This is a genomic window from Cupriavidus sp. YAF13 (assembly GCF_052113425.1).
Lineage (GTDB): Bacteria > Pseudomonadota > Gammaproteobacteria > Burkholderiales > Burkholderiaceae > Cupriavidus.
Window position 1 is genome coordinate 1 of the sequence record NZ_JBFRDD010000079.1, and the last position, 19,409, is coordinate 19,409.

17 protein-coding genes are annotated in these 19,409 nt (G+C 64.6%); 7 read left to right on the forward strand and 10 right to left on the reverse strand.

Annotated elements, in window-relative coordinates; genetic code table 11:
- Window positions 1–256: 256 nt before the first annotated feature.
- On the forward strand, window positions 257–520 hold the full coding sequence (locus AB4061_RS37310; protein ID WP_253933418.1) for a hypothetical protein: 264 nt from the start codon (window positions 257–259) through the stop codon (window positions 518–520).
- Between the two features lie 179 nt (window positions 521–699).
- Complete coding sequence (locus AB4061_RS37315; RefSeq protein WP_174428212.1) at window positions 700–918, forward strand: hypothetical protein; 219 nt, start codon at window positions 700–702, stop codon at window positions 916–918.
- A 118-nt stretch (window positions 919–1,036) separates the two neighbouring features.
- Here AB4061_RS37315 and AB4061_RS37320 read toward each other — a convergent pair whose 3' ends face one another.
- The 3 genes from AB4061_RS37320 to AB4061_RS37330 all read right to left on the reverse strand — a co-directional run bounded on the left by AB4061_RS37320 (window position 1,037) and on the right by AB4061_RS37330 (window position 4,457).
- Window positions 1,037–1,597 (reverse strand): NADPH-dependent FMN reductase, encoded by a 561-nt coding sequence (locus tag AB4061_RS37320; protein WP_441641133.1) that lies wholly within the window; start codon window positions 1,595–1,597, stop codon window positions 1,037–1,039.
- 132 nt (window positions 1,598–1,729) lie between these two features.
- Window positions 1,730–2,806 carry an enoyl-CoA hydratase/isomerase family protein gene (locus AB4061_RS37325; protein WP_441641134.1) on the reverse strand — a complete coding sequence of 359 codons (1,077 nt, stop codon included), beginning with the start codon at window positions 2,804–2,806 and terminating at the stop codon, window positions 1,730–1,732.
- Between the two features lie 88 nt (window positions 2,807–2,894).
- Window positions 2,895–4,457, reverse strand: coding sequence for a methyl-accepting chemotaxis protein (locus tag AB4061_RS37330; RefSeq protein WP_441641135.1), 1,563 nt, complete (start codon window positions 4,455–4,457; stop codon window positions 2,895–2,897).
- A 242-nt stretch (window positions 4,458–4,699) separates the two neighbouring features.
- Here AB4061_RS37330 and AB4061_RS37335 point away from each other — a divergent pair, with 242 nt between their 5' ends.
- Window positions 4,700–5,596 (forward strand): sterol desaturase family protein, encoded by an 897-nt coding sequence (locus AB4061_RS37335; protein ID WP_441641136.1) that lies wholly within the window; start codon window positions 4,700–4,702, stop codon window positions 5,594–5,596.
- A 110-nt stretch (window positions 5,597–5,706) separates the two neighbouring features.
- On the opposite strand, the gene typA is transcribed toward AB4061_RS37335, so the two are convergent.
- Window positions 5,707–7,527 carry a translational GTPase TypA gene (typA, locus tag AB4061_RS37340; RefSeq protein WP_174428207.1) on the reverse strand — a complete coding sequence of 607 codons (1,821 nt, stop codon included), beginning with the start codon at window positions 7,525–7,527 and terminating at the stop codon, window positions 5,707–5,709.
- Window positions 7,524–7,706 carry a hypothetical protein gene (locus AB4061_RS37345; RefSeq protein WP_441641137.1) on the reverse strand — a complete coding sequence of 61 codons (183 nt, stop codon included), beginning with the start codon at window positions 7,704–7,706 and terminating at the stop codon, window positions 7,524–7,526. The genes typA and AB4061_RS37345 overlap by 4 nt, the downstream gene beginning before the upstream one ends.
- A 44-nt stretch (window positions 7,707–7,750) precedes the next feature.
- Between AB4061_RS37345 and AB4061_RS37350 the strand changes: the two genes are divergently transcribed.
- The 4 genes from AB4061_RS37350 to AB4061_RS37365 all read left to right on the forward strand — a co-directional run bounded on the left by AB4061_RS37350 (window position 7,751) and on the right by AB4061_RS37365 (window position 12,773).
- On the forward strand, window positions 7,751–8,230 hold the full coding sequence (locus AB4061_RS37350; protein ID WP_441641138.1) for a MarR family winged helix-turn-helix transcriptional regulator: 480 nt from the start codon (window positions 7,751–7,753) through the stop codon (window positions 8,228–8,230).
- Between the two features lie 89 nt (window positions 8,231–8,319).
- Window positions 8,320–9,840 carry an AdeC/AdeK/OprM family multidrug efflux complex outer membrane factor gene (locus AB4061_RS37355; protein WP_441641139.1) on the forward strand — a complete coding sequence of 507 codons (1,521 nt, stop codon included), beginning with the start codon at window positions 8,320–8,322 and terminating at the stop codon, window positions 9,838–9,840.
- A 72-nt stretch (window positions 9,841–9,912) separates the two neighbouring features.
- Window positions 9,913–11,166 carry an HlyD family secretion protein gene (locus tag AB4061_RS37360; protein ID WP_441641140.1) on the forward strand — a complete coding sequence of 418 codons (1,254 nt, stop codon included), beginning with the start codon at window positions 9,913–9,915 and terminating at the stop codon, window positions 11,164–11,166.
- A gap of 2 nt (window positions 11,167–11,168) precedes the next feature.
- Window positions 11,169–12,773, forward strand: a complete 1,605-nt coding sequence (locus AB4061_RS37365; protein WP_441641141.1) for a DHA2 family efflux MFS transporter permease subunit — start codon at window positions 11,169–11,171, stop codon at window positions 12,771–12,773.
- Between the two features lie 154 nt (window positions 12,774–12,927).
- On the opposite strand, the gene truB is transcribed toward AB4061_RS37365, so the two are convergent.
- The 5 genes from truB to rimP form a co-directional block, all read right to left on the reverse strand.
- On the reverse strand, window positions 12,928–13,875 hold the full coding sequence (gene truB, locus AB4061_RS37370; protein WP_441641142.1) for a tRNA pseudouridine(55) synthase TruB: 948 nt from the start codon (window positions 13,873–13,875) through the stop codon (window positions 12,928–12,930).
- Window positions 13,876–13,992: 117 nt separating this feature from the next.
- On the reverse strand, window positions 13,993–14,361 hold the full coding sequence (gene rbfA / locus AB4061_RS37375; RefSeq protein WP_006162086.1) for a 30S ribosome-binding factor RbfA: 369 nt from the start codon (window positions 14,359–14,361) through the stop codon (window positions 13,993–13,995).
- Window positions 14,362–14,424: 63 nt separating this feature from the next.
- On the reverse strand, window positions 14,425–17,325 hold the full coding sequence (gene infB, locus AB4061_RS37380) for a translation initiation factor IF-2 (protein ID WP_441641143.1): 2,901 nt from the start codon (window positions 17,323–17,325) through the stop codon (window positions 14,425–14,427).
- Between the two features lie 94 nt (window positions 17,326–17,419).
- Entirely contained in the window at window positions 17,420–18,895 is a 1,476-nt protein-coding gene (gene nusA, locus AB4061_RS37385) for a transcription termination factor NusA (RefSeq protein WP_043347317.1), read from the reverse strand.
- On the reverse strand, window positions 18,892–19,380 hold the full coding sequence (gene rimP / locus AB4061_RS37390) for a ribosome maturation factor RimP (protein WP_043347318.1): 489 nt from the start codon (window positions 19,378–19,380) through the stop codon (window positions 18,892–18,894). Before rimP ends, nusA begins: the two co-directional genes overlap by 4 nt.
- Window positions 19,381–19,409 lie beyond the last annotated feature (29 nt).

Here is a 19,409-nt window from a genome sequence, read left to right on the forward strand (position 1 = left end):
TTCAGCCTGACCAAGATCGACTCGACCTTCAATGCCCAGCAACTGATCGGGCAGACGCAGAACGTCGTCAACATGAACGGCAACAACACGGCCTTTGCCGACGACATCAAGTCCCACGTGACGTCGACGCAGAACGCCAGCAACAACATTTATTGAATGGTCACGGCACCGGCAAGAGGCGGCACCGCCGCCTCCGCTGCCGGCCAGTAGCCGCCATGTCCAGCAATCAAGTCAAGTGAAGTCTAGGAGAACCATCATGTCATCCATCATCGTGCGCGACCTCGCCCTGAACCAAGACCTCGACAGCAAGTCCCTGGCCGCGGTGCGCGGCGGCAATTCCTGGTTGCAAGGACTGGGCCCGGTGGCCAACGTCAATGTCAACGTCAACCAGAACATCGCCCAGTTGCAGAGCATCAACGTAAACACGCTCAACAACGTCGGCGTGATCGGCTCCGGCTTTGGCCCGCTGAGCATCGACGTCAACCCGTCGCAGTGGGCCGCCACCCACGCCGCGGTCTGAGCGAGATGCGCCCCGCTCCGTGGAAACCCAAGGGTTTCCACGGTTGTTGCGCGCGAGCTGGCACTGCCCCGGAGGTAAAACCCGTGGCCTATACTGATCTGGCTGGGCTTGCCGCATCGCGCGCACCCACCCGGCGAACCCCGGCAGAGCCGGCCTTCGCCACCCTGCAGGAGGAAGTCATGGCCGTCATCGTCATCAAGGATTTGCCGGACAGCGTGGATCTCGACAGAGAAGCCATGGTGGCAATCACAGGCGGCGCGAGAACGCGCGCCGGTCATGCATGGACGTCGCGTAAGCTCGGGGGAGCCTTGCGCGTCATCAGCTATCCGGAGGGCTTTCCAGGCCAACCGCTGGCAGGCACGCAGTCGCGGCCGGCCGGGGACATCAAGCGCAAGTAAGTCGAATCAGAAGCGCAAGGCAGCGATATTCTGCCCTCCGCGCCCGTTGCCCTGTCGGCAACGGGCGTCAGTGTTTTTGGGGGATGGGTTTTGGGAGCTTTGGCGGCTACTTTGCCGGCTAACGAGCCGCGTTGCGCTCGATCCAGGCGGCATAGGTAGCCAGGTATTTGCCCAGGAAGCCGCGAGTGGACTCGCTGGCGATACCGCCCTGCTCGTCGAAGAGCTTGTCAACGCCGCTGATGTAAGCCTCCGGTTGCTGAAGGACCGGGATATTGAGGAAAACGAGCGACTGGCGCAGGTGGTGGTTGGCGCCGAAGCCACCGACAGCACCAGGCGAGGCGCTGATCACGCCGCCGGGCTTGCCGTCCCAGGCGCTCTGGCCGTAGGGACGCGAGCCGACGTCGATGGCGTTCTTGAGCGCGGCCGGCACCGAGCGGTTGTGCTCGGGTGTCACGAAGAGCACGGCGTCGGCGCGCCGGATGCGGTCGCGAAAGGCAACCCATGGCGCGGGCGGGCTGGTGTCGTCGTCCTGGTTGTACAGCGGCAACTGGCCGATTTCGACGATGTCGAGCTTGAGCCCGGCGGGCGCCATCGCGGCCAGCGCGAGTGCCAGCTTGCGGTTGAAAGAGTCTTTGCGCAGGCTGCCTACCAATACGGCTACGTCACGTGGAGTACTCATCGCGATTCCTTTCTCGTTCACAGCACTATGGGTGGGCGGAGCCGGCACTCGCGCGCCGCATTGCTGCGCCGCGGCGGCCGGTCCAAGCGTCACTCTAATCCATTTGCGCGAAAGGAGCCGCCAGTCGCCCGCCTACAGCGCCGCCAGCGGATGCTCGCCGTGCGCCCAGGGGCTATCGAAAAACGCGTGCACGCGCTCGCGGGTGACCTCATCGAGGCGCGCGGGCTGCCACTTCGGCGCGTGGTCCTTGTCGACTGCCAGCGCGCGAATGCCTTCGACGCCGTCGCCATGGCGGAACACGTAGTACATCATGTCCAGCTCCATGCGCAGCTCGTCGTTCAGCGCCATGGTGCGGGCGCGGCGGATCTGCTCCAGCGTGACGTTGAGCATCAGAGGCGAACGCGCGCGCAGCATGGCGGCCGTCTGCGCAGCCCAGTCGGAGCCGGCATCGCTCACTGCTGCCACGATTCCGGTCACCGAGGCGCCGGCAAACAGGCCGTCGATCTGGTCCTGCAGCTTGGCCAGCTGGCTTTCGCCCGGCGGGCAGGCGGCGCGGTGCGCCGCGGTGGCCTCGTCGATGCAGGCGAGCACGGCATCGCCATCGGCAAACTGACGCGCGCGCAGCACCTCCACCAGTTCCGCCATGGCATTGCCCGGCAGGTAAGCATCCGCCAGGCCTGCGTACAACGCGTCGGCAGCATGAATCATGGCGCCGGTCAGGCCCAGGTATTCGCCCAGGCGACCGGGCGTGCGCGACAGGAACCAGCCGCCGCCCACGTCCGGGAACAAGCCGATATTGGTCTCCGGCATTGCCATCTTGGTCCGCTCGGTCACCAGACGACGGCGTGCGCCTTGCGAGATGCCCATGCCGCCGCCCATCACCACACCGTCCATGAGCGCGATGTAAGGCTTGGCGTAGGTATGGATCAAGTGATTGAGCGCGTATTCCTCGACGAAGAACTGATCGAGCGCCGGATCGCCGGCAAGCGCGGCCTTGTGGAAGAAGCGGATGTCGCCTCCAGCGCAAAAAGCCTTGCCGCCCGCGCCGGCAATGACCACGGCCGCCACTTCGGGCGCCACCGCCCATGCATTGAGCGCCTGGGTGATGGCGCGAATCATCTCGAGCGACAGTGCGTTGAGCGCCTGGGGGCGGTTCAGCGTCAGGTAGCCGATGCCGCCCTGGATCTCGCTTGTGACCAAGTCAGTCATGTCTCTTTTCTCCGCGAATGCAACCCGCAACTTTACACCAGCCAAGCTGCGCGCCGCACCCCCCTGAGCGGCGTCCGAGGCACTGCCTTCAGGCCACCCGAAATGCCGACATCAGCCCGGTGAGCCGCTGCGCCTGGTCCTCCAGCGAAGCCGCAGCCGCAGCGGCCTGCTCGACCAGCGCGGCGTTCTGCTGGGTCATGCCGTCCATCTGCGCCACCGCCTGGTTGACCTGCTCGATGCCGCGCGATTGCTCATCGGACGCCGAGCTGATGCCGCCCATGATGCCGCTCACGCGGCGCACCGCGCCCACCATTTCCTGCATCACCTGCCCTGCTTGCTCGACCATCTCGCCGCCGGCGCGCACGCGCGACACCGAGTCGCCAATCAGTGTGCGGATCTCCTTGGACGCGCCCGCGCAGCGCTGCGAGAGATCGCGCACATCGCCCGCGACCACCGCGAAGCCTCGTCCGTGCTCGCCGGCCCGCGCGGCTTCCACCGCCGCGTTGAGGGCGAGGATATTGGTCTGGAACGCGATCTTCTCGATCACATCGATGATGTCGACGATCTTGTTGGCGCTGGCGTCGATCGCCTGCATGGTGCTGGCTACGCGCGCCACCGCGTCGCTGCCACGCTCGGCCAGGCCGGTGGCGCTGCTGGCCAGGTCATTGGCCTCGCGCGCGCTGTCCGCGTTCTGGCGCACCGTGCCCGTGAGCTCCTCCATGCTGGACGCCGTCTCCTCGAGCGACGCGGCCTGCTGCTCCGTGCGTTGCGACAAGTCGCTGTTGCCGCTGGCAATCTGCTTGCTGGCAGCGGCAATGGAATCGGCCCCGCCGCGCACGTCGCTCACCATCGCGGCCAGGCTCTCTTGCATGTGCCCGAGCATGGCAAGCATGCGGCCAGTCTCGCTGCGCTCTGCCTCGGCGCCCGAGCCGGCGCCATCCTCCTTGGCGCCAAGATCGCCGGCAGCGATGCGCGCGAAGCGGGCGATGGCGGTATCGAGCGGCCCCACGATGGAGCGGCGCAGGCGCCAGGCCACCACCGTGCTGAAGCACAAGCCAAACCCCAGCACGCCGATCGACAGCGAGCGCAGCGTGGTGTAGCGCTCCTGCGACCCGTGATAGACCTCCAGCGCGCCGGCGAGCTGCAGCTTGCCCAGCTCGGTATTAACGGCGGTGAAAGCGATGTCGAGCTTGGGAATGGTTTCCAGCACGGCGCGCATCACCGCCTCGCGGTCGCCTTGCTTGAGCGCGGCAATCATCGGCGACACACCTTGCGTGAACAACGCCTCGCGCTTGGCGGCGACGTCCGCGGCCGCGCGGGCTTCTTCCGCCGAACGCGGCAGTGCCAGATAGGCCTTCCAGGCCGCATCGGACTGGCGCGCAAACCCCTCTGCGGTATCGGCGCGCGCACGGGCGTCGGCGGGATCGGCGGCGAAGGTGGCCTGGTCGAGCAAGACCCGCACGAGCAACTGGTTGGAACGCGCCTCGGCCAGGCTGACCGCGGCGGAGAGCTGATGCTGGTAGATCTGCCGCGTGGCGTCATTGCTGCGCGACATGCCAAGCCAGCCTACGGCACCGACAATCAGCAACAATGCATTGGTGACGATAGTCAGAATCCACAATCTTGTACCGATAGTCGTGTTGCGAAACATGAGGGCTCCCCGTTGGTTTTAGCGCTGATGCGGCTCCGTTTTTGGCCGCCCCGCTATAACGGCGCCCCTCACCGCTCCTTGACCCCGCGCATGTGGATATTCAGTCGTGCAAAATGGTCAGGAATGCGAATGTGCGTAGTAAGCAGTTTTGGGTGCCTCAGCGTGCGCATTTGGCAACACCGCACGACCGTATAGAGGATCGCCTCCAGGCAAAACCGACAGAATCGGGCAACACTTTGCGCATGACACCGTCAACAATCGATCCTGGCCTGATCCTGCTGGCATTTGCGCCGGTCTTCGTGCTGACCATCGGCGCGGAGGCCTGGTACTGGGCGCGCCGCGACCCCGCCATCTACAGCCTGCGCGATACCGCGTCCAACGCCGCGCTGGCGCTGATGCACCAGGCGTCGGACGCGTTCTTCCTGTGGCTGATGGTGCGCACGGTCTACACATGGAGCTACCAGCATGGCCTGAAGGCGATGCCGCAGACGGTCTGGTCGTTCCTGCTCTTGCTGCTGCTGCAGGATTTCCTTTACTACTGGTTTCATCGCGCCAGCCATCGGGTGCGCTGGATGTGGGCTTCGCACGTTACCCATCATTCCTCGGAGGGCATGAATTTCTCGACGGCGTTCCGCCAGAGCCTGACGTATCCGCTCTCGGGCATGTGGCTGTTCTGGATTCCGCTGGCGCTGATCGGCTTCACGCCCGACTGGGTGATCCTGGCGGTGGGGTTGAACCTGGCCTTCCAGTTTTTCGTGCACACCCGGCTGGGCGGCCGCTGGCACCGGCTTGAATGGCTGTTCAATACGCCGTCAGTGCACCGGGTACACCATGCGCGCAATCCGCAGTACATCGACCGCAACTATGCGGGCGTGCTGACCGTGTGGGACCGCATGTTCGGCTCCTTCGTGCCTGAAGAGGCGCCGCCCGAGTACGGCATCACGCGTCGCATCGCCAGCCATAACCCGATCACGCTCACCTTCCATGAATGGCGCGGCATGTTCGCCGACGCGTGGCGTCATCGCGACCTGCGGCATCTCTGGAAGCCGCCCGAGTGGCGTCATCCGCACGAATTGGCAGCCGGGGATGCGCCGCTGGCCGGCATCGCATCTGGGACGGATCGCAGCCAGGACGCATGATGGCTGGATAGGCTGGATAGCCAAAACAAGAGCGCCAAGAAAAACCGGCAACAAAAAACCGCGCACAAGGCGCGGTTTTTTGCTGGCAAAGTAGCCTGGGACGAAAACGCTTACACGGATTCGCGCGAAGCACGCTTACGCTCGTGCTCCTTCAGGTGACGCTTGCGCAGGCGGATGCTCTTCGGCGTGATTTCCACCAGCTCGTCGTCGGAGATGAACTCCACGGCGTATTCCAGCGACATCTGGATCGGCGTGACCAGGCGCACGGCTTCGTCGGTACCCGAGGCACGCACGTTGGTCAGCTGCTTGCCCTTGATCGGGTTCACAACCAGGTCGTTGTCGCGGCTGTGGATGCCGATGATCATGCCTTCGTACAGTGCATCGCCCGGCTTGACGAACATGCGGCCGCGATCCTGCAGCTTCCACAGTGCGTAGGCCACGGCATCGCCGTCGTCCTGCGAGATCAGCACGCCGTTGTGGCGCTCACCCAGGCCGCCTTCGCGCAGGGGCGCGTAGTCGTCGAAGATGTGGCTGATCAGGCCGGTGCCGCGGGTCAGCGTCAGGAACTCGCCCTGGAAGCCGATCAGGCCGCGGGCCGGAACGCGGTACTCGAGGCGGGTACGGCCCTTGCCGTCGGACGCCATGTCGAGCAGTTCGCCCTTGCGGCGGCCCAGCTCTTCCATCACGCTGCCCTGGTGGCCGTCTTCGACGTCCACGGTCAGCAGTTCGTACGGCTCGTGCTTGACGCCGTCGATTTCCTTGAACACCACGCGCGGGCGCGACACGGCCAGCTCGTAGCCTTCGCGGCGCATGTTTTCCAGCAGGATGGTCAGGTGCAGCTCGCCGCGGCCCGACACTTCGAAGATGGTGTCGTCGCCGGTCTCGGCCACGCGCAGCGCCACGTTCGACTTCAGTTCGCGGTCCAGGCGTTCGCGCAGCTGGCGGCTGGTCACGAACTTGCCTTCACGGCCGGCCAGCGGCGACGTGTTGACGCAGAAGTTCATGGTCAGCGTGGGCTCGTCCACCTTCAGCATCGGCAGCGCGTCTTGCGCGTCCGGCGCGCACACGGTGCAGCCAATGCCCAGCTCTTCGATGCCGTTGATCAGCACGATGTCGCCAGCTTCGGCTTCTGCCACGATCTCGCGCTCCAGGCCCTGGAACTTCAGCACCTGGTTGATACGGCCCTTGATGGGGTTGCCTTCCGGGCCGAACTTGACCACCACGTCTTGCAGCGAACGGGCGCGGCCACGCGAAATGCGGCCTACGCCGATCTTGCCGACATAGCTGTTGTAATCGAGCGAGATGATCTGCAGCTGCAGCGGACCGTCCGGGTTGTCGTCACGGACCGGCACCTTGGCCAGCACGGTCTCGAACAGCGGCTTCATGTCGCCTTCGCGCACGTCGTCGGTCAGGCCAGCGTAGCCGTTCAGGCCGGATGCGTAGATTACCGGGAAATCGAGCTGCTCATCGGTGGCGCCCAGCTTGTCGAACAGGTCGAACGTCTGGTTGATCACCCATTCCGGACGCGCGCCCGGACGGTCGACCTTGTTGATCACCACGATCGGCTTCAGGCCCAGCGCCAGCGCCTTGCGCGTGACGAAACGGGTCTGCGGCATCGGGCCTTCGACAGCGTCAACCAGCAGCAGCACGCCGTCAACCATCGACAGCACGCGCTCCACTTCACCGCCGAAGTCGGCGTGGCCAGGGGTATCGACGATATTGATGTGGGTGCCGTTGTATTCGACAGCACAGTTCTTCGCGAGGATGGTGATCCCGCGTTCCTTTTCAATGTCGTTCGAGTCCATCACGCGCTCGACCATTTGCTGGTTGTCGCGGAAGGTGCCTGCCTGGCGCAGGAGTTGGTCGACCAGAGTGGTCTTGCCATGATCGACGTGAGCGATGATGGCGATATTGCGGATGGCGCGGGTCATTGCAGCGTCTCGCTTTGGGGCTGAGCATCAAAAGATAACCCGAAATTATAGCATGCTGCGGCGCAAAACCCGAGGACGACGTTGGGAAGCTTCCCAAGCCGCCGCCCCGCCACAAACCCAATTATTGCGATATCCGCAATAGCAAATTGACGTCCTTGCGGATCGGTGAACGTGAACATATAGTTGCCACGGCAAACATTGCACCGACAAGCACCAAGCCGAGATGTCCGAGCAGAGCCAACCCATTTCCGACGAAGCCTTCCCGTTCGACCCGGCCGAATACCGCATGGGCGAGAGCATCGGCTATCTGATGGCGCGCGCCAAGAGCTTGCTGTCGCACGGCGTGGAACAGGAGGTCGATGGCCTGGACATCACGCACGCCCAGGCCACCTGCCTGATGATGCTGGCCGCCGGACGTGGCAGCACGGTGACTGACCTTGGCCGGGAGCTCAATTGCGATATGGGTTCGGTCACGCGCCTGCTCAGCCGCCTGGAAAAGCGCGGCCTGATCGAGCGCCAGCGCAGCGATGCCGACCGGCGCGTGGTCGACCTGTCGATCACGCCCGCCGGCCAGATCCTCGTGGACCAGCTGCCCCAGATCTATTGCCGCGTGCTGAACCGGCATTTCCGCGGCTTCTCCGAAGCCGAACTGCAGACCTTCCGCTCGATGCTGCACCGGATCATCGGCAACAACAGCGGGTAGCGGCCAGGCTTGGCGGCCAGTGACGCCAGCGGCGCCACGATCTCTCAAATACAAGAACAAACACTAACGCTCTATCGCAGGGCACCCAGATGAACCAAGCTCTCTCTTCTTTTTCCGCTTTGTCGCCGCGCGCGCGCGCGGCGGGCCGCCGGGCCGGCACGCTGGTGCTGAGCGCACTGGCGGCCGCGGTGCTGGTGGGCTGCGCCGCGTTCGGCAACTCGCACAGCACGCAGACCGTTACCGCGCCGGCCTCGCTCGCCAGCGCCCAGGCCCTGCCCTCGCAGCATGGCCAGTGGCCTTCGCTTGACTGGGTCGACCAGTTCAAGGACCCGCAACTGCGCGCCCTGGTCGACGAGGCGGTCAAGGACAGCCCCAACCTGCAAGCCGCTTTCGCGCGCGTGGAAGCCTCCCGCGCGATGGCCGACGCCACGCGCAGCGCGCTGTACCCGCACGTCGACTTTGACGGCAGCCTGCTGCGCCAGCGCTTCTCGCAAACGGACCTGTTCGAAGGCACGCCGCTGGCCGGCTCGTGGCAAAACCAGTCACGCCTGCAGGCCGGGCTCTCCTATGATTTCGACTTCTGGGGCAAGAACCGCAAGGCGCTCGAAGCCGCGCTGTCCGACGACCGCGCCGCCGAGGCCGAAAGCCAGGCTTCGCGCCTGATCCTCACCACGTCGGTCGCCCGCACCTATGCCCGCCTTGCCGCCTTGTACGCGCAACGCGACGTGGCCGAGCGCGCCATTGCCCAGCGCCGCGGCCTGAGCGACCTGTCACGCGACCGGCTCAACGCCGGCCTGGACACGCAGGTCGAAACCACGCAGGCGCGCGGCACGGTGGCATCGGCACAGACCGACCTGCTGCGCATAGATGAAGACATCCTGCTGGCGCGCAACCAGCTCGCCGCGCTGCTGGGCAAGGGCCCGGACCGCGGCCTGGCGATCCAGCGCCCGACCATCCTGGCGCAAAGCACGCCGCTGCTGCCGGACAACCTCACCATCGATCTGCTGGGCCGCCGCCCGGACCTGGTTGCCGCACGTTGGCGCGTGGAGGCCACCAGCAAGGATATCGAGGTGGCGCGCACGGAATTCCTGCCGGCCGTCACCTTGTCCGCGTTTGCCGGCGTTGCGTCGCTGGACCCATCCAACCTGCTGATGGGCATCAGCCGGACTTTTGGCATCGGCCCGGCGATCCGCCTGCCGATCTTCGAGGGCGGCAAGCTGCGCGCCAACCTGAAGGGCAAGTACGCGCAATACGACCTCGCCGTGGCCAACTACAACCAGGCGCTGGTCGATGCGCTGCGCGAAACCGCCGACACGGTGGCCAGCATCCGCAGCGTGGACACGCAGATCACGGCCCAGCGCGAGGCGCTGGCTCTCGCCGAGCGTGCCTACGCACTGTCCACCATCCGCTACAAGGCCGGGCTGGGCACCCAGCTCACGGTGCTCAATGCCGAAAGCAACGTGCTGCAGCAACGCCGCCTTGCCACCGACCTGCAGGCGCGCCGCCTGGACCTGCAGATGGGCCTGATGAAGGCGCTCGGCGGGGGTTACCAGGAGCAAGCCGAAGGCGCCGGGACGGATGCGCAAAAGCCAGCCGAGGCACGCGGCTAAACGGTTAGGTGGCTACGGCAAAGCAGCCGGAAGAACAACGAGCGGTACCGACAGCATTCTTAAAAGACGATCATGAGCGATAACAAGCAAGCGGCCCAGACTCCCGCCTCCCCGGCGGCTCCCGTCAACAACAACGGCAAGCGCAAGCGCCTGCTGCTCTCGCTGACCGCCGCGGTAGTGGTGGCCGGCGTGGCCTACGGCATCTACTGGGGCATATACGCGCGCCACTTCGAGAGCACCGACGACGCGTATGTCGCGGGCAACGTGGTGCAGGTCACCCCGCTGGTCGGCGGTACCGTGATTTCGATCGCGGCCGACGACACGCAGCTGGTCACCGCGGGCCAGCCCCTGATCCAGCTCGACCGCGCCGACTCGCAGGTCGCCATGGAGCAGGCCGAGGCGCAACTGGCGCAAGCCGTGCGTGAAGTGCGCACGCTCTACGTCAATAACGGCTCGCTGGCGGCCAACGTGACCATGCGCGAAGCCGATGTGGCCAAGGCGCGTGAAGATCTCAAGCGCCGCGAGGCCATCGCCGGCTCCGGCGCGGTTTCGGGCGAAGAAATCTCGCACGCGCAGACCGCCCTCACGGCCGCGCAATCGGCACTGCTGGCCACGCGCGAGCAACTGGCATCCAACAAGGTGCTGACCGACCAGACCACGGTGGAGAAGCACCCCAACGTGCAGCGCGCGGCCGCCAACCTGCGTGCCGCCTATCTCGCGTTCGCACGCTCGACGCTGCCCGCGCCGGTGACCGGCTACGTGGCCAAGCGCTCGGTGCAGGTCGGCCAGCGCGTGGCCCCGGGGGCGCCACTGATGGCCGTGGTGCCGCTGGACCAGGTGTGGATCGACGCCAACTTCAAGGAAGTGCAGATCACGCATATGCGCGTGGGCCAGCCGGTCACGCTGGAGGCCGACCTGTACGGCTCCAAGGTGACCTACAACGGCAAGGTGGAAGGCTTCTCGGCCGGCACCGGCTCGGCCTTCTCGCTGCTGCCGGCGCAGAACGCCACCGGCAACTGGATCAAGGTGGTGCAACGCCTGCCGGTGCGCATCGCGCTGGACCCGCAGCAACTCAAGGACCACCCGCTGCGGGTTGGCCTGTCGATGAACGTGACGGTGGATGTGCGCAAGGAAGAAGGCGCGGCCATGACCAACGCCACGGTTGCGCGCCCGATGCAGACCGACGTCTATGAGAAGGTCGCGCAGGACGCCGACGCGCTGATCGCCCGCATCATCTCGCTGAACAACGGCGGCCGCCAGGCGGCCGAGCCCATGGCAGCGCCGGTGTCGTCGGCGCCGGCTGGCGCCAAGCCCGCCAACACCTGAACATGGCTACCTCCCTCCCCGCGCGCGACGGCGCCTCGCCTGGCTCAACAGCGCCAGCGGCGCGCCCCGCCGCGCCAGTGCCGTTGTCGGGCGCAAAGCTGATCGTCGGCACGATCGCGCTGTCGCTGGCCACGTTCATGAACGTGCTCGACTCCTCGATCGCCAACGTATCGATCCCGGCCATCTCGGGCGACCTTGGCGTGGCGCCCAACCAGGGCACTTGGGTCATCACCTCGTTCGCCGTGGCCAATGCCATCTCGGTCCCGTTGACCGGATGGATGACCACGCGCTTCGGGGCGGTGCGGCTGTTCATCACTTCGATCCTGCTGTTCGTGATCTCGTCGTGGCTGTGCGGTGTCGCGCCCAACCTCGAAGTGCTACTGGCCGCGCGCGTGCTGCAAGGCGCCGTGGCGGGGCCGATGATTCCGCTGTCGCAATCGCTGCTGCTGTCGAGCTATCCGCCGCAGAAAAGCACCATGGCGCTCGCCCTATGGGGCATGACCACGCTGGTGGCGCCGATCATGGGGCCGCTGCTGGGCGGCTGGATCTCGGACAACATGACCTGGCCGTGGATCTTCTACATCAACATCCCGGTGGGCCTGGGCGCCGCCTATGCGACCTGGGCGATCTACCGCGACCGCGAGACGCCGATCAAGATCCTGCCGATCGACCGGATCGGGCTGGCGCTGCTGGTGATCTGGGTGGGCTCGATGCAGCTCATGCTCGACAAGGGCAAGGAGCTCGACTGGTTCCACTCGACCTCGATCGTCGTGTTGACGGTAGTGGCCATTGTGGGCTTCCTGTTCTTCCTGATCTGGGAGAGCTACGAGAAGCATCCGATCGTCGATATCACCTTGTTCAAGGGACGTAACTTCAGCGCGGGGGTGGTGGCCATCTCGGTGGCCTACGGCCTGTTCTTCGGCAACCTGGTGATCCTGCCGCTGTGGCTGCAAACCATCGTCGGCTATACCGCGACGGATGCCGGCATCGTGATGGCGCCGGTCGGGATCTTCGCCATCCTGCTGTCGCCGCTGATCGGCAAGAACCTGCCCAAGATGGATGCGCGCTGGGTCGCGACCCTCGCCTTCGTCACCTTTGGCGTGGTCAGCCTGATGCGCTCGGGATTCACCTTGCAGGTCGATACCCGCACGCTGATGATCCCGACGCTGATCCAGGGCGCGGCGATGGCGATGTTCTTCATCCCGCTGACCTCGATCATCCTGTCGGGCCAGCCGCCGGAGAAGATCCCGTCGGCCTCCGGGGTGTCCAACTTCGTGCGGATCACGTTTGGCGCGATCGGTGCGTCGATCTCGACCACCATCTGGGAAAACCGCACGGCGCTGCATCACGCGCAACTGGTTGAACAGGTCAACCCGTACAACCCGACCTATCTTGACCAGATCAACCACCTGATGCAGCTAGGCATGAGCCAGGCCCAGGCCAACGGCCAGATCGAGCGCAGCATTTCGCAGCAGGCGGCCATGCTGGGCGCCAACGATATCTTCTGGATCTCGGGCGTGCTGTTCTTCGTGCTGATTGTTTTTGTCTGGCTGACCAAGCCTAAGAAGGGAGGCGATCTGGACGCCTCCGCGGCCGGGGCACACTAGCTTGCATTAGCTGCACTAAGTCCACGCGCTGCACAGCGAGGCCGATGCCGTCACAGGCATCGGCCTCGTGCTTTCCGGCTCATCGTCAATATCAATAGCACCACGTAGCCCGGCTTTCTTGCCTGATGCAGCCGCATTGGCCGCATTGGCCGCGTTAGAGCTTGACCAGCCGCTCGGGCCGCAAGGCGCCTTCACGCATGCGCGCCACGCCAAGCAAGCGGCGCGGCTCGCCGCCATAGACACTGGCGAGTTCGTCTTCCGCCAGTGCCACGCCTGCCGGCAGGTCGCGCTGCGCGATGCGCTGGCCCTGCAGGAAGCGCGCCATCGCGGCCTCGTCGAGCGTCACCGCTACGCAGCGCTGCAACAGCGCATCGACCGGCGCAAGCATGCCGGGGCGCTCCTCGTCGGCGCGCTGCTCGATCTGCTCCAGCGTGACCGCGCCTTCCAGGCTCAGGTCGCCTACCGCCGTACGGCGCAAGCCGGTCAGGTGCGCGCCACACCCAAGCGCGTCGCCGATGTCCTCGGCCAGGGTGCGGATATAGGTGCCCTTGCTGCAGGTCACGCGCATGCTGAAGGTGGGCGCCTGCGGCAGCCCGCAATCGAGCAGCGTGATTTCGTGGATGGTAACGCGGCGCGCGGCGCGCTCCACGGTCTGGCCAGCACGTGCGTATTCGTACAGCGGACGTCCGTCCTTCTTCAGTGCGGAATGCATCGGCGGCACCTGCTCGATTTCGCCCGCGAAGCGCTGCATTGCAGTGCGAAGCGCCTCGATATCGCAGGTTACCGGACGCTCGGCGATCACCTCGCCCTCGGCGTCGCCGGTCGCGGTCTTGAGGCCAAGGCGCACGGTGGCTTCGTACGTCTTGTCGGCCTCTAGCAGGTCCTGCGAGAACTTGGTCGCCTCGCCAAAGCACAGCGGCAGCAAGCCGGTGGCCAGCGGGTCGAGCGTCCCGGTATGTCCTGCCTTTAGCGCGCGCAGCATGCGCTTGGCACGCACCAGCGCGTCGTTGGACGAAAGGCCGAGCGGCTTGTCGAGCAGCAGCACGCCATGCACCTCGCGGCGCGGTTGCCGGGGCGGGCGATTGGTTTTGGGATGGGTCATGACGGGAAACTATGTGACGCCGGCAAGGCTTTGGGGCCGGGCGCGACAGACAGGGACAAGGGAGACGTGAAGCAATCAGCGCGAACAAGAAAACGGCCCGTGGTTACGGGCCGTCTTTCAGTCTTCTTTTGCGCGTGTGGAGTTGGCTTCTTTGATCAGCTTGGACATCTCGATCGCTTGTTCCACCGAGGTATCGTGGAAGAAGCGCAGCGTTGGCACGGTATGGATATGCAGCCGCTTGTAGAGCAGCGAATGCAGGTAACCGGACTTTTCGTTGAGGATGCCCTCCACTTCCGCGGCATCAGCCGCCAGGACGGTGAAGTACACCTTGGCGTGCGCGTAGTCGGGGGTCAGCGTGACCGATTGCAGTGTGACGAGCCCCAGGCGGGGATCGCGCAGCTCACGCTGGATCATCTCGGCCAGGTCGCGCTGGATCTGGTCGGAAATCCGGAGATTACGAGAGGAGATATTGCCTTTCTTGGCCATTCAATACGCTTGCTGTCGAGAAGGGCAGCGGCGGGCCWGTTGGCCCGCCGCCCGCAACACGCCTTACAGCGTGCGCGCCACCTCGGTGATTTCATACACTTCGAGCTGGTCGCCTTCCTGAACGTCGTTGAAGTTCTTGATCGACAAACCGCACTCGAAGCCTTGCTTGACTTCCTTGACGTCATCCTTGAAGCGCTTGAGCGAATCCAGCTCGCCGGTATGGATGACCACGTTGTTGCGCAGCACCCGTACCAAGGCGGTACGCTTGACCAGCCCGTCGGTGACCATACAACCAGCCACCGCGCCAATCTTCGGCACGCGGAAGACCTGGCGCACTTCAACCGTACCCAGCGTGACTTCGCGCTTTTCCGGTGCCAGCATGCCCGACATTGCCGCCTTGATCTCGTCTACCGCATCGTAAATGATGTTGTAGTAGCGAATATCGATGCCGTTGTTTTCGGCCAGCTTGCGCGCGCCAGCATCGGCACGCACGTTGAAGCCGATGATGACCGCCTTCGAGGCCGTAGCCAGGTTGACGTCCGACTCCGAGATGCCGCCCACGCCGCCGTGCACGATCTGTACACGCACTTCTTCGGTGGAGAGCTTCTGCAGCGATTGCACCAGCGCTTCCTGCGAACCCTGAACGTCGGCCTTGACGATCAACGGCAGCGTCTGCACTTCGCCTTCGCTCATCTGTTCCAGCATCGTTTCCAGCTTGGCCGCCTGCTGCTTGGCCAGCTTGACATCGCGGTACTTGCCTTGACGGAACAGCGCGATTTCGCGCGCCTTGCGCTCGTCCGGCAGCACCAGCACTTCTTCACCAGCCGCCGGCACTTCGGACAGGCCCTGGATCTCGACCGGAATCGAGGGACCGGCTTCCTTGGTCGGCTTGCCGGTTTCGTCCAGCATGGCGCGAACGCGGCCATAAGCGCTGCCAGCCAGCACCACATCGCCACGCTTGAGCGTGCCGCTGGTGACCAGGATGGTCGCGATCGGGCCCTTGCCCTTGTCCAGCTGGGCTTCCACCACCAGGCCCTTGGCCGGGGCGTCCACCGGTGCCTTCAGTTCCAGCACTTCGGCCTGCAGCAGCACTTGCTCGAGCAGGTCGTCGATGCCGGCGCCGGTCTTGGCGGAAACCGGAACGAACGGCGAATCACCGCCGTACTCTTCCGGCAGCACCTGCTCGGCCACCAGTTCCTGCTTGACACGGTCCGGGTTGGCTTCGGGCTTGTCGATTTTGTTGATCGCGACCACGATGGGCACGCCCGCCGCCTTGGCGTGGGCAATGGCTTCCTTCGTCTGCGGCATCACGCCGTCGTCGGCCGCAACCACCAGGATCACGATGTCGGTTGCCTTGGCACCGCGAGCACGCATGGCCGTGAAGGCCTCGTGACCCGGGGTGTCCAGGAAGGTGATCACGCCGCGCTCGGTTTCCACATGGTAGGCACCGATGTGCTGCGTAATACCGCCGGCTTCGCCTGCCGCAACCTTGGCGCGACGGATGTAGTCCAGCAGCGAGGTCTTGCCGTGGTCGACGTGACCCATCACGGTCACCACCGGCGGACGCGGCAGCTGCTCGGCGTCGGTGTGGTCTTCACCACCCACGACCAGCAGCGCTTCCGGATCGTCCAGCTTGGCGGCAAACGCCTTGTGGCCCATTTCTTCCACCACGATCATGGCGGTTTCCTGGTCCAGCACCTGGTTGATGGTCACCATCTGGCCGAGCTTCATCATCTGCTTGATGACCTCGGAAGCCTTGACGGCCATCTTGTGCGCCAGGTCGGCCACCGAAATGGTCTCGGGAATGTGCACTTCGCGCACCACCGGTTCCGTCGGCGCCTGGAAATTCGTGCCGCGATCGTCTTGCTGGTGGCGGTTGCCACGACCGCGCGGACCGCCGCGCCAGCCGCCAACGCCACCCGACGAATCGCCGCGGGTCTTCAGGCCGCTGCCCTTCTTCTTCGAGCCTTCGTCCTGCCAGGTCGAGGAAGTCCCCGCCTTCACTACCTTGCCGGTCTTCTTGTCGACGGTGGTGGTAGCGGTGGCCGTGGTCGTTGCGGGCTTCTTCTCGTCTTTCTTGACTTCGGTGCCAGGCGGCTTGACCGGCTTGTGCAGCGTGCCGGTCTGCTCGGCCTTCTTTTCTTCGGCCTTGCGTTCCGACGGCGCCTTGAGAACGCGCGCCGGCGCATTCAGCATCTGCTGAATGGCACGGGCTTCGGCTTCGGCGGCCTCGCGGCGCTTGCGCGCTGCGTCCTGTTCGGCACGCGCCTTGTCGGCGGCCTGCTTGGCGTCGTCGGCGGCCTTCTGCGCGGCAGCGCGTTCGGCGGCCAGGCGAGCCTTTTCGTCTTCGGCCTTCTTGCGCGAATCGTCGTCTTCCGGCGCCTTGGCCGTAGCGGCGGCGCGCAAGGCGACAGCTTCCTCTTCCGCCTTGCGGGCGGCGAGCTCAGCCTGGCGGCGCTCTTCAGCCTCCAGCGCTTCCTGCTTGGCGCGGCGCTCGGCCTCCTCGCGTTCGGCCGCTTCCTGGCGTGCCTTCGACTCGGCTTCCTGGCGTGCCAGCAACTCGGCCTGCTGACGATCTTCCTCGTCCTGGCGTGCCTGCTCGGCCGCATCGACCGGCATCTCGACCACTTCGTGGCCATCCGGGCCATCGGTGGAAGCCTCGTCGCGCTTGATCAGGACGCGCTTCTTGCGCACCTCGACCTGCACCGTGCGAGTCTTGCCGGTGGAATCAGCCTGGCGGATCTCGGAGGTCTCACGCTTGGTCAACGTGATCTTCTTGCGCGCGCTGTCATCGGCCGCCCCGTGGGAACGCTTGAGGTAATCCAGCAACTTGGTCTTGTCGGATTCGGTGATGATGTCGTCAGGCGTCACCTTGCCCACCCCAGCTGCCTGCAATTGTTCCAGCAGGGCAGCTGCGCTGCGGCTCAGTTCTGCGGCCAGTTGGGCAACTGTTGTGCTTGCCATTCAAACCCTTTCAATGCTCGGTTTATACGTCGGGACAATTGTGTGTGGAATGCGCGCTCAAGCAGCCTGGAAAAGCACTACGTGAGCGTGTCCCTCAGTTAAACCAATGTTCCCGTGCTTTCATGATCAGCGCGCGGGCATCATCCTCGCCAAGACCAACCATGTCGACGAGTTCGTCGACGGCCAATTCGGCCAGTTCGTCACGCGTGTGAATATTGCCTTCGGCCAGCTTGCCGATCAGTTCCGGGGTCAGGCCGTCGAGCGAGCGCAGATCCTGCGACACCTCTTCCACCTTTTCTTCCCGGGCCAGTTCCATCGTCAAGAGCGCATCGCGGGCGCGGTTGCGCAGCTCGTTGACGGTATCTTCATCGAATGCGTCGATTTCCAACATCTCGCTGATGGGCACATAGGCCACTTCTTCCAGCGTGGAGAAACCTTCGTCGATCAAGATGTCAGCCACTTCTTCGTCCACGTCCAGCTTGGCCATGAACAACTTGCGCACCACGTCGCTTTCCTCAGCTTGCTTCTGTGCCGATTCTTCCTGCGTCATGATGTTGATCTGCCAGCCGGTCAGCTCGGACGCCAGGCGTACGTTTTGACCACTGCGGCCGATGGCGACGGCGAGGTTTTCCTCGTCGACCACCACGTCCATGCTGTGCTTTTCTTCGTCTACCACGATCGACTGTACCTGTGCCGGCGCCAGGGCGCCAATCACGAACTGCGCCGGGTCTTCCGACCACAGCACGATGTCGACAGCTTCGCCGCCAATCTCGTTACGGACCGCGGTCACCCGCGTGCCGCGCACGCCGACGCAGGTACCGATCGGATCGATACGCTTGTCATGCGCCACCACGGCAATCTTGGCACGCACGCCGGGGTCGCGGGCAGCTGCCTTGATTTCCAGCAGGCCCTGCTCCATCTCCGGCACTTCGTTCTCGAACAGCTTGATCAGGAACTCGGGCGCGGTGCGCGAGAGCTCGATCTGCGGACCGCGTGCGGTGCGATCCACATTCAGGATATATGCGCGGACACGGTCGCCGGTGCGCAGGTTTTCCTTGGGGATGATCTGGTCGCGGGCCAGCAGCGCTTCCACGCGACCGGACTCGACGATCAGGCCCTTCTTGTCGGCACGCTTGACCGTGCCGGTCATGACCTTCTCGCCACGATCAAGGTAATCGTTGAGGATCTGCTCGCGCTCGGCGTCACGGATCTTCTGCAGGATCACCTGCTTGGCGGCCTGCGCACCGATACGGCCGAACTCGACCGACTCGATCTGCTCTTCGACAAACTCATCCAGCTGGATGTCCGGATCCTGCTCGCGTGCCTCGAACATGAGGATTTGCTTGTCCGGCTCCTGCAGGCCCTGTTCATCGGGGACTACAAGCCAGCGGCGGAACGTCTCGTGCTCACCGGACTCACGATCGATGGCGACGCGAATATCCACGTCTTCCTCGAAACGCTTCTTGGTTGCCGAAGCGAGTGCCGCTTCCAGCGCACCGAATACCACATCCTTGTCGACGTTCTTCTCACGCGCAAGCGCATCGACGAGCAACAGAACTTCGCGGCTCATTGCTTGTTCCCTTTTTTCTGATTTCCTTTGAAGTCGATCACCGGCACCAGGCGTGCGCGATCAACATCGGATATGGTGAATTCCAGCAGCGCCGTGCCGTTCTGGCCTTCGAACTCGAGGCCAATCTGCTCTGCCCCCGGCTCACCGGTAGGCGTCTGCAGGATGCCGACGAAGTTCTTCTGCCCGTTGACCGGAAGGCGCAAGGTAACCCTGGCTTCCTGGCCCGCGAAGCGGACGAAGTCAGCCAGTTTCTTGAGCGGCCGGTCCAGCCCCGGCGAGGACACCTCGAGGCGCTCGTAGTCGATGTTCTCGACGGTGAGCACGTGGGTAAGCTGACGGCTTACCTTCTCGCAATCCTCAATGACGATGCCGGTTTCAGGCTGATCGATATAGACGCGCATGAGTCCGCCTGGAGCGCGCTCGAGCTCAACCAGCTCGTACCCCATGCCGTTCAGGGTGGTTTCGATCAAATCTGCCAGATGCACTGTATTCCCGAATAATGGCCATCAATACC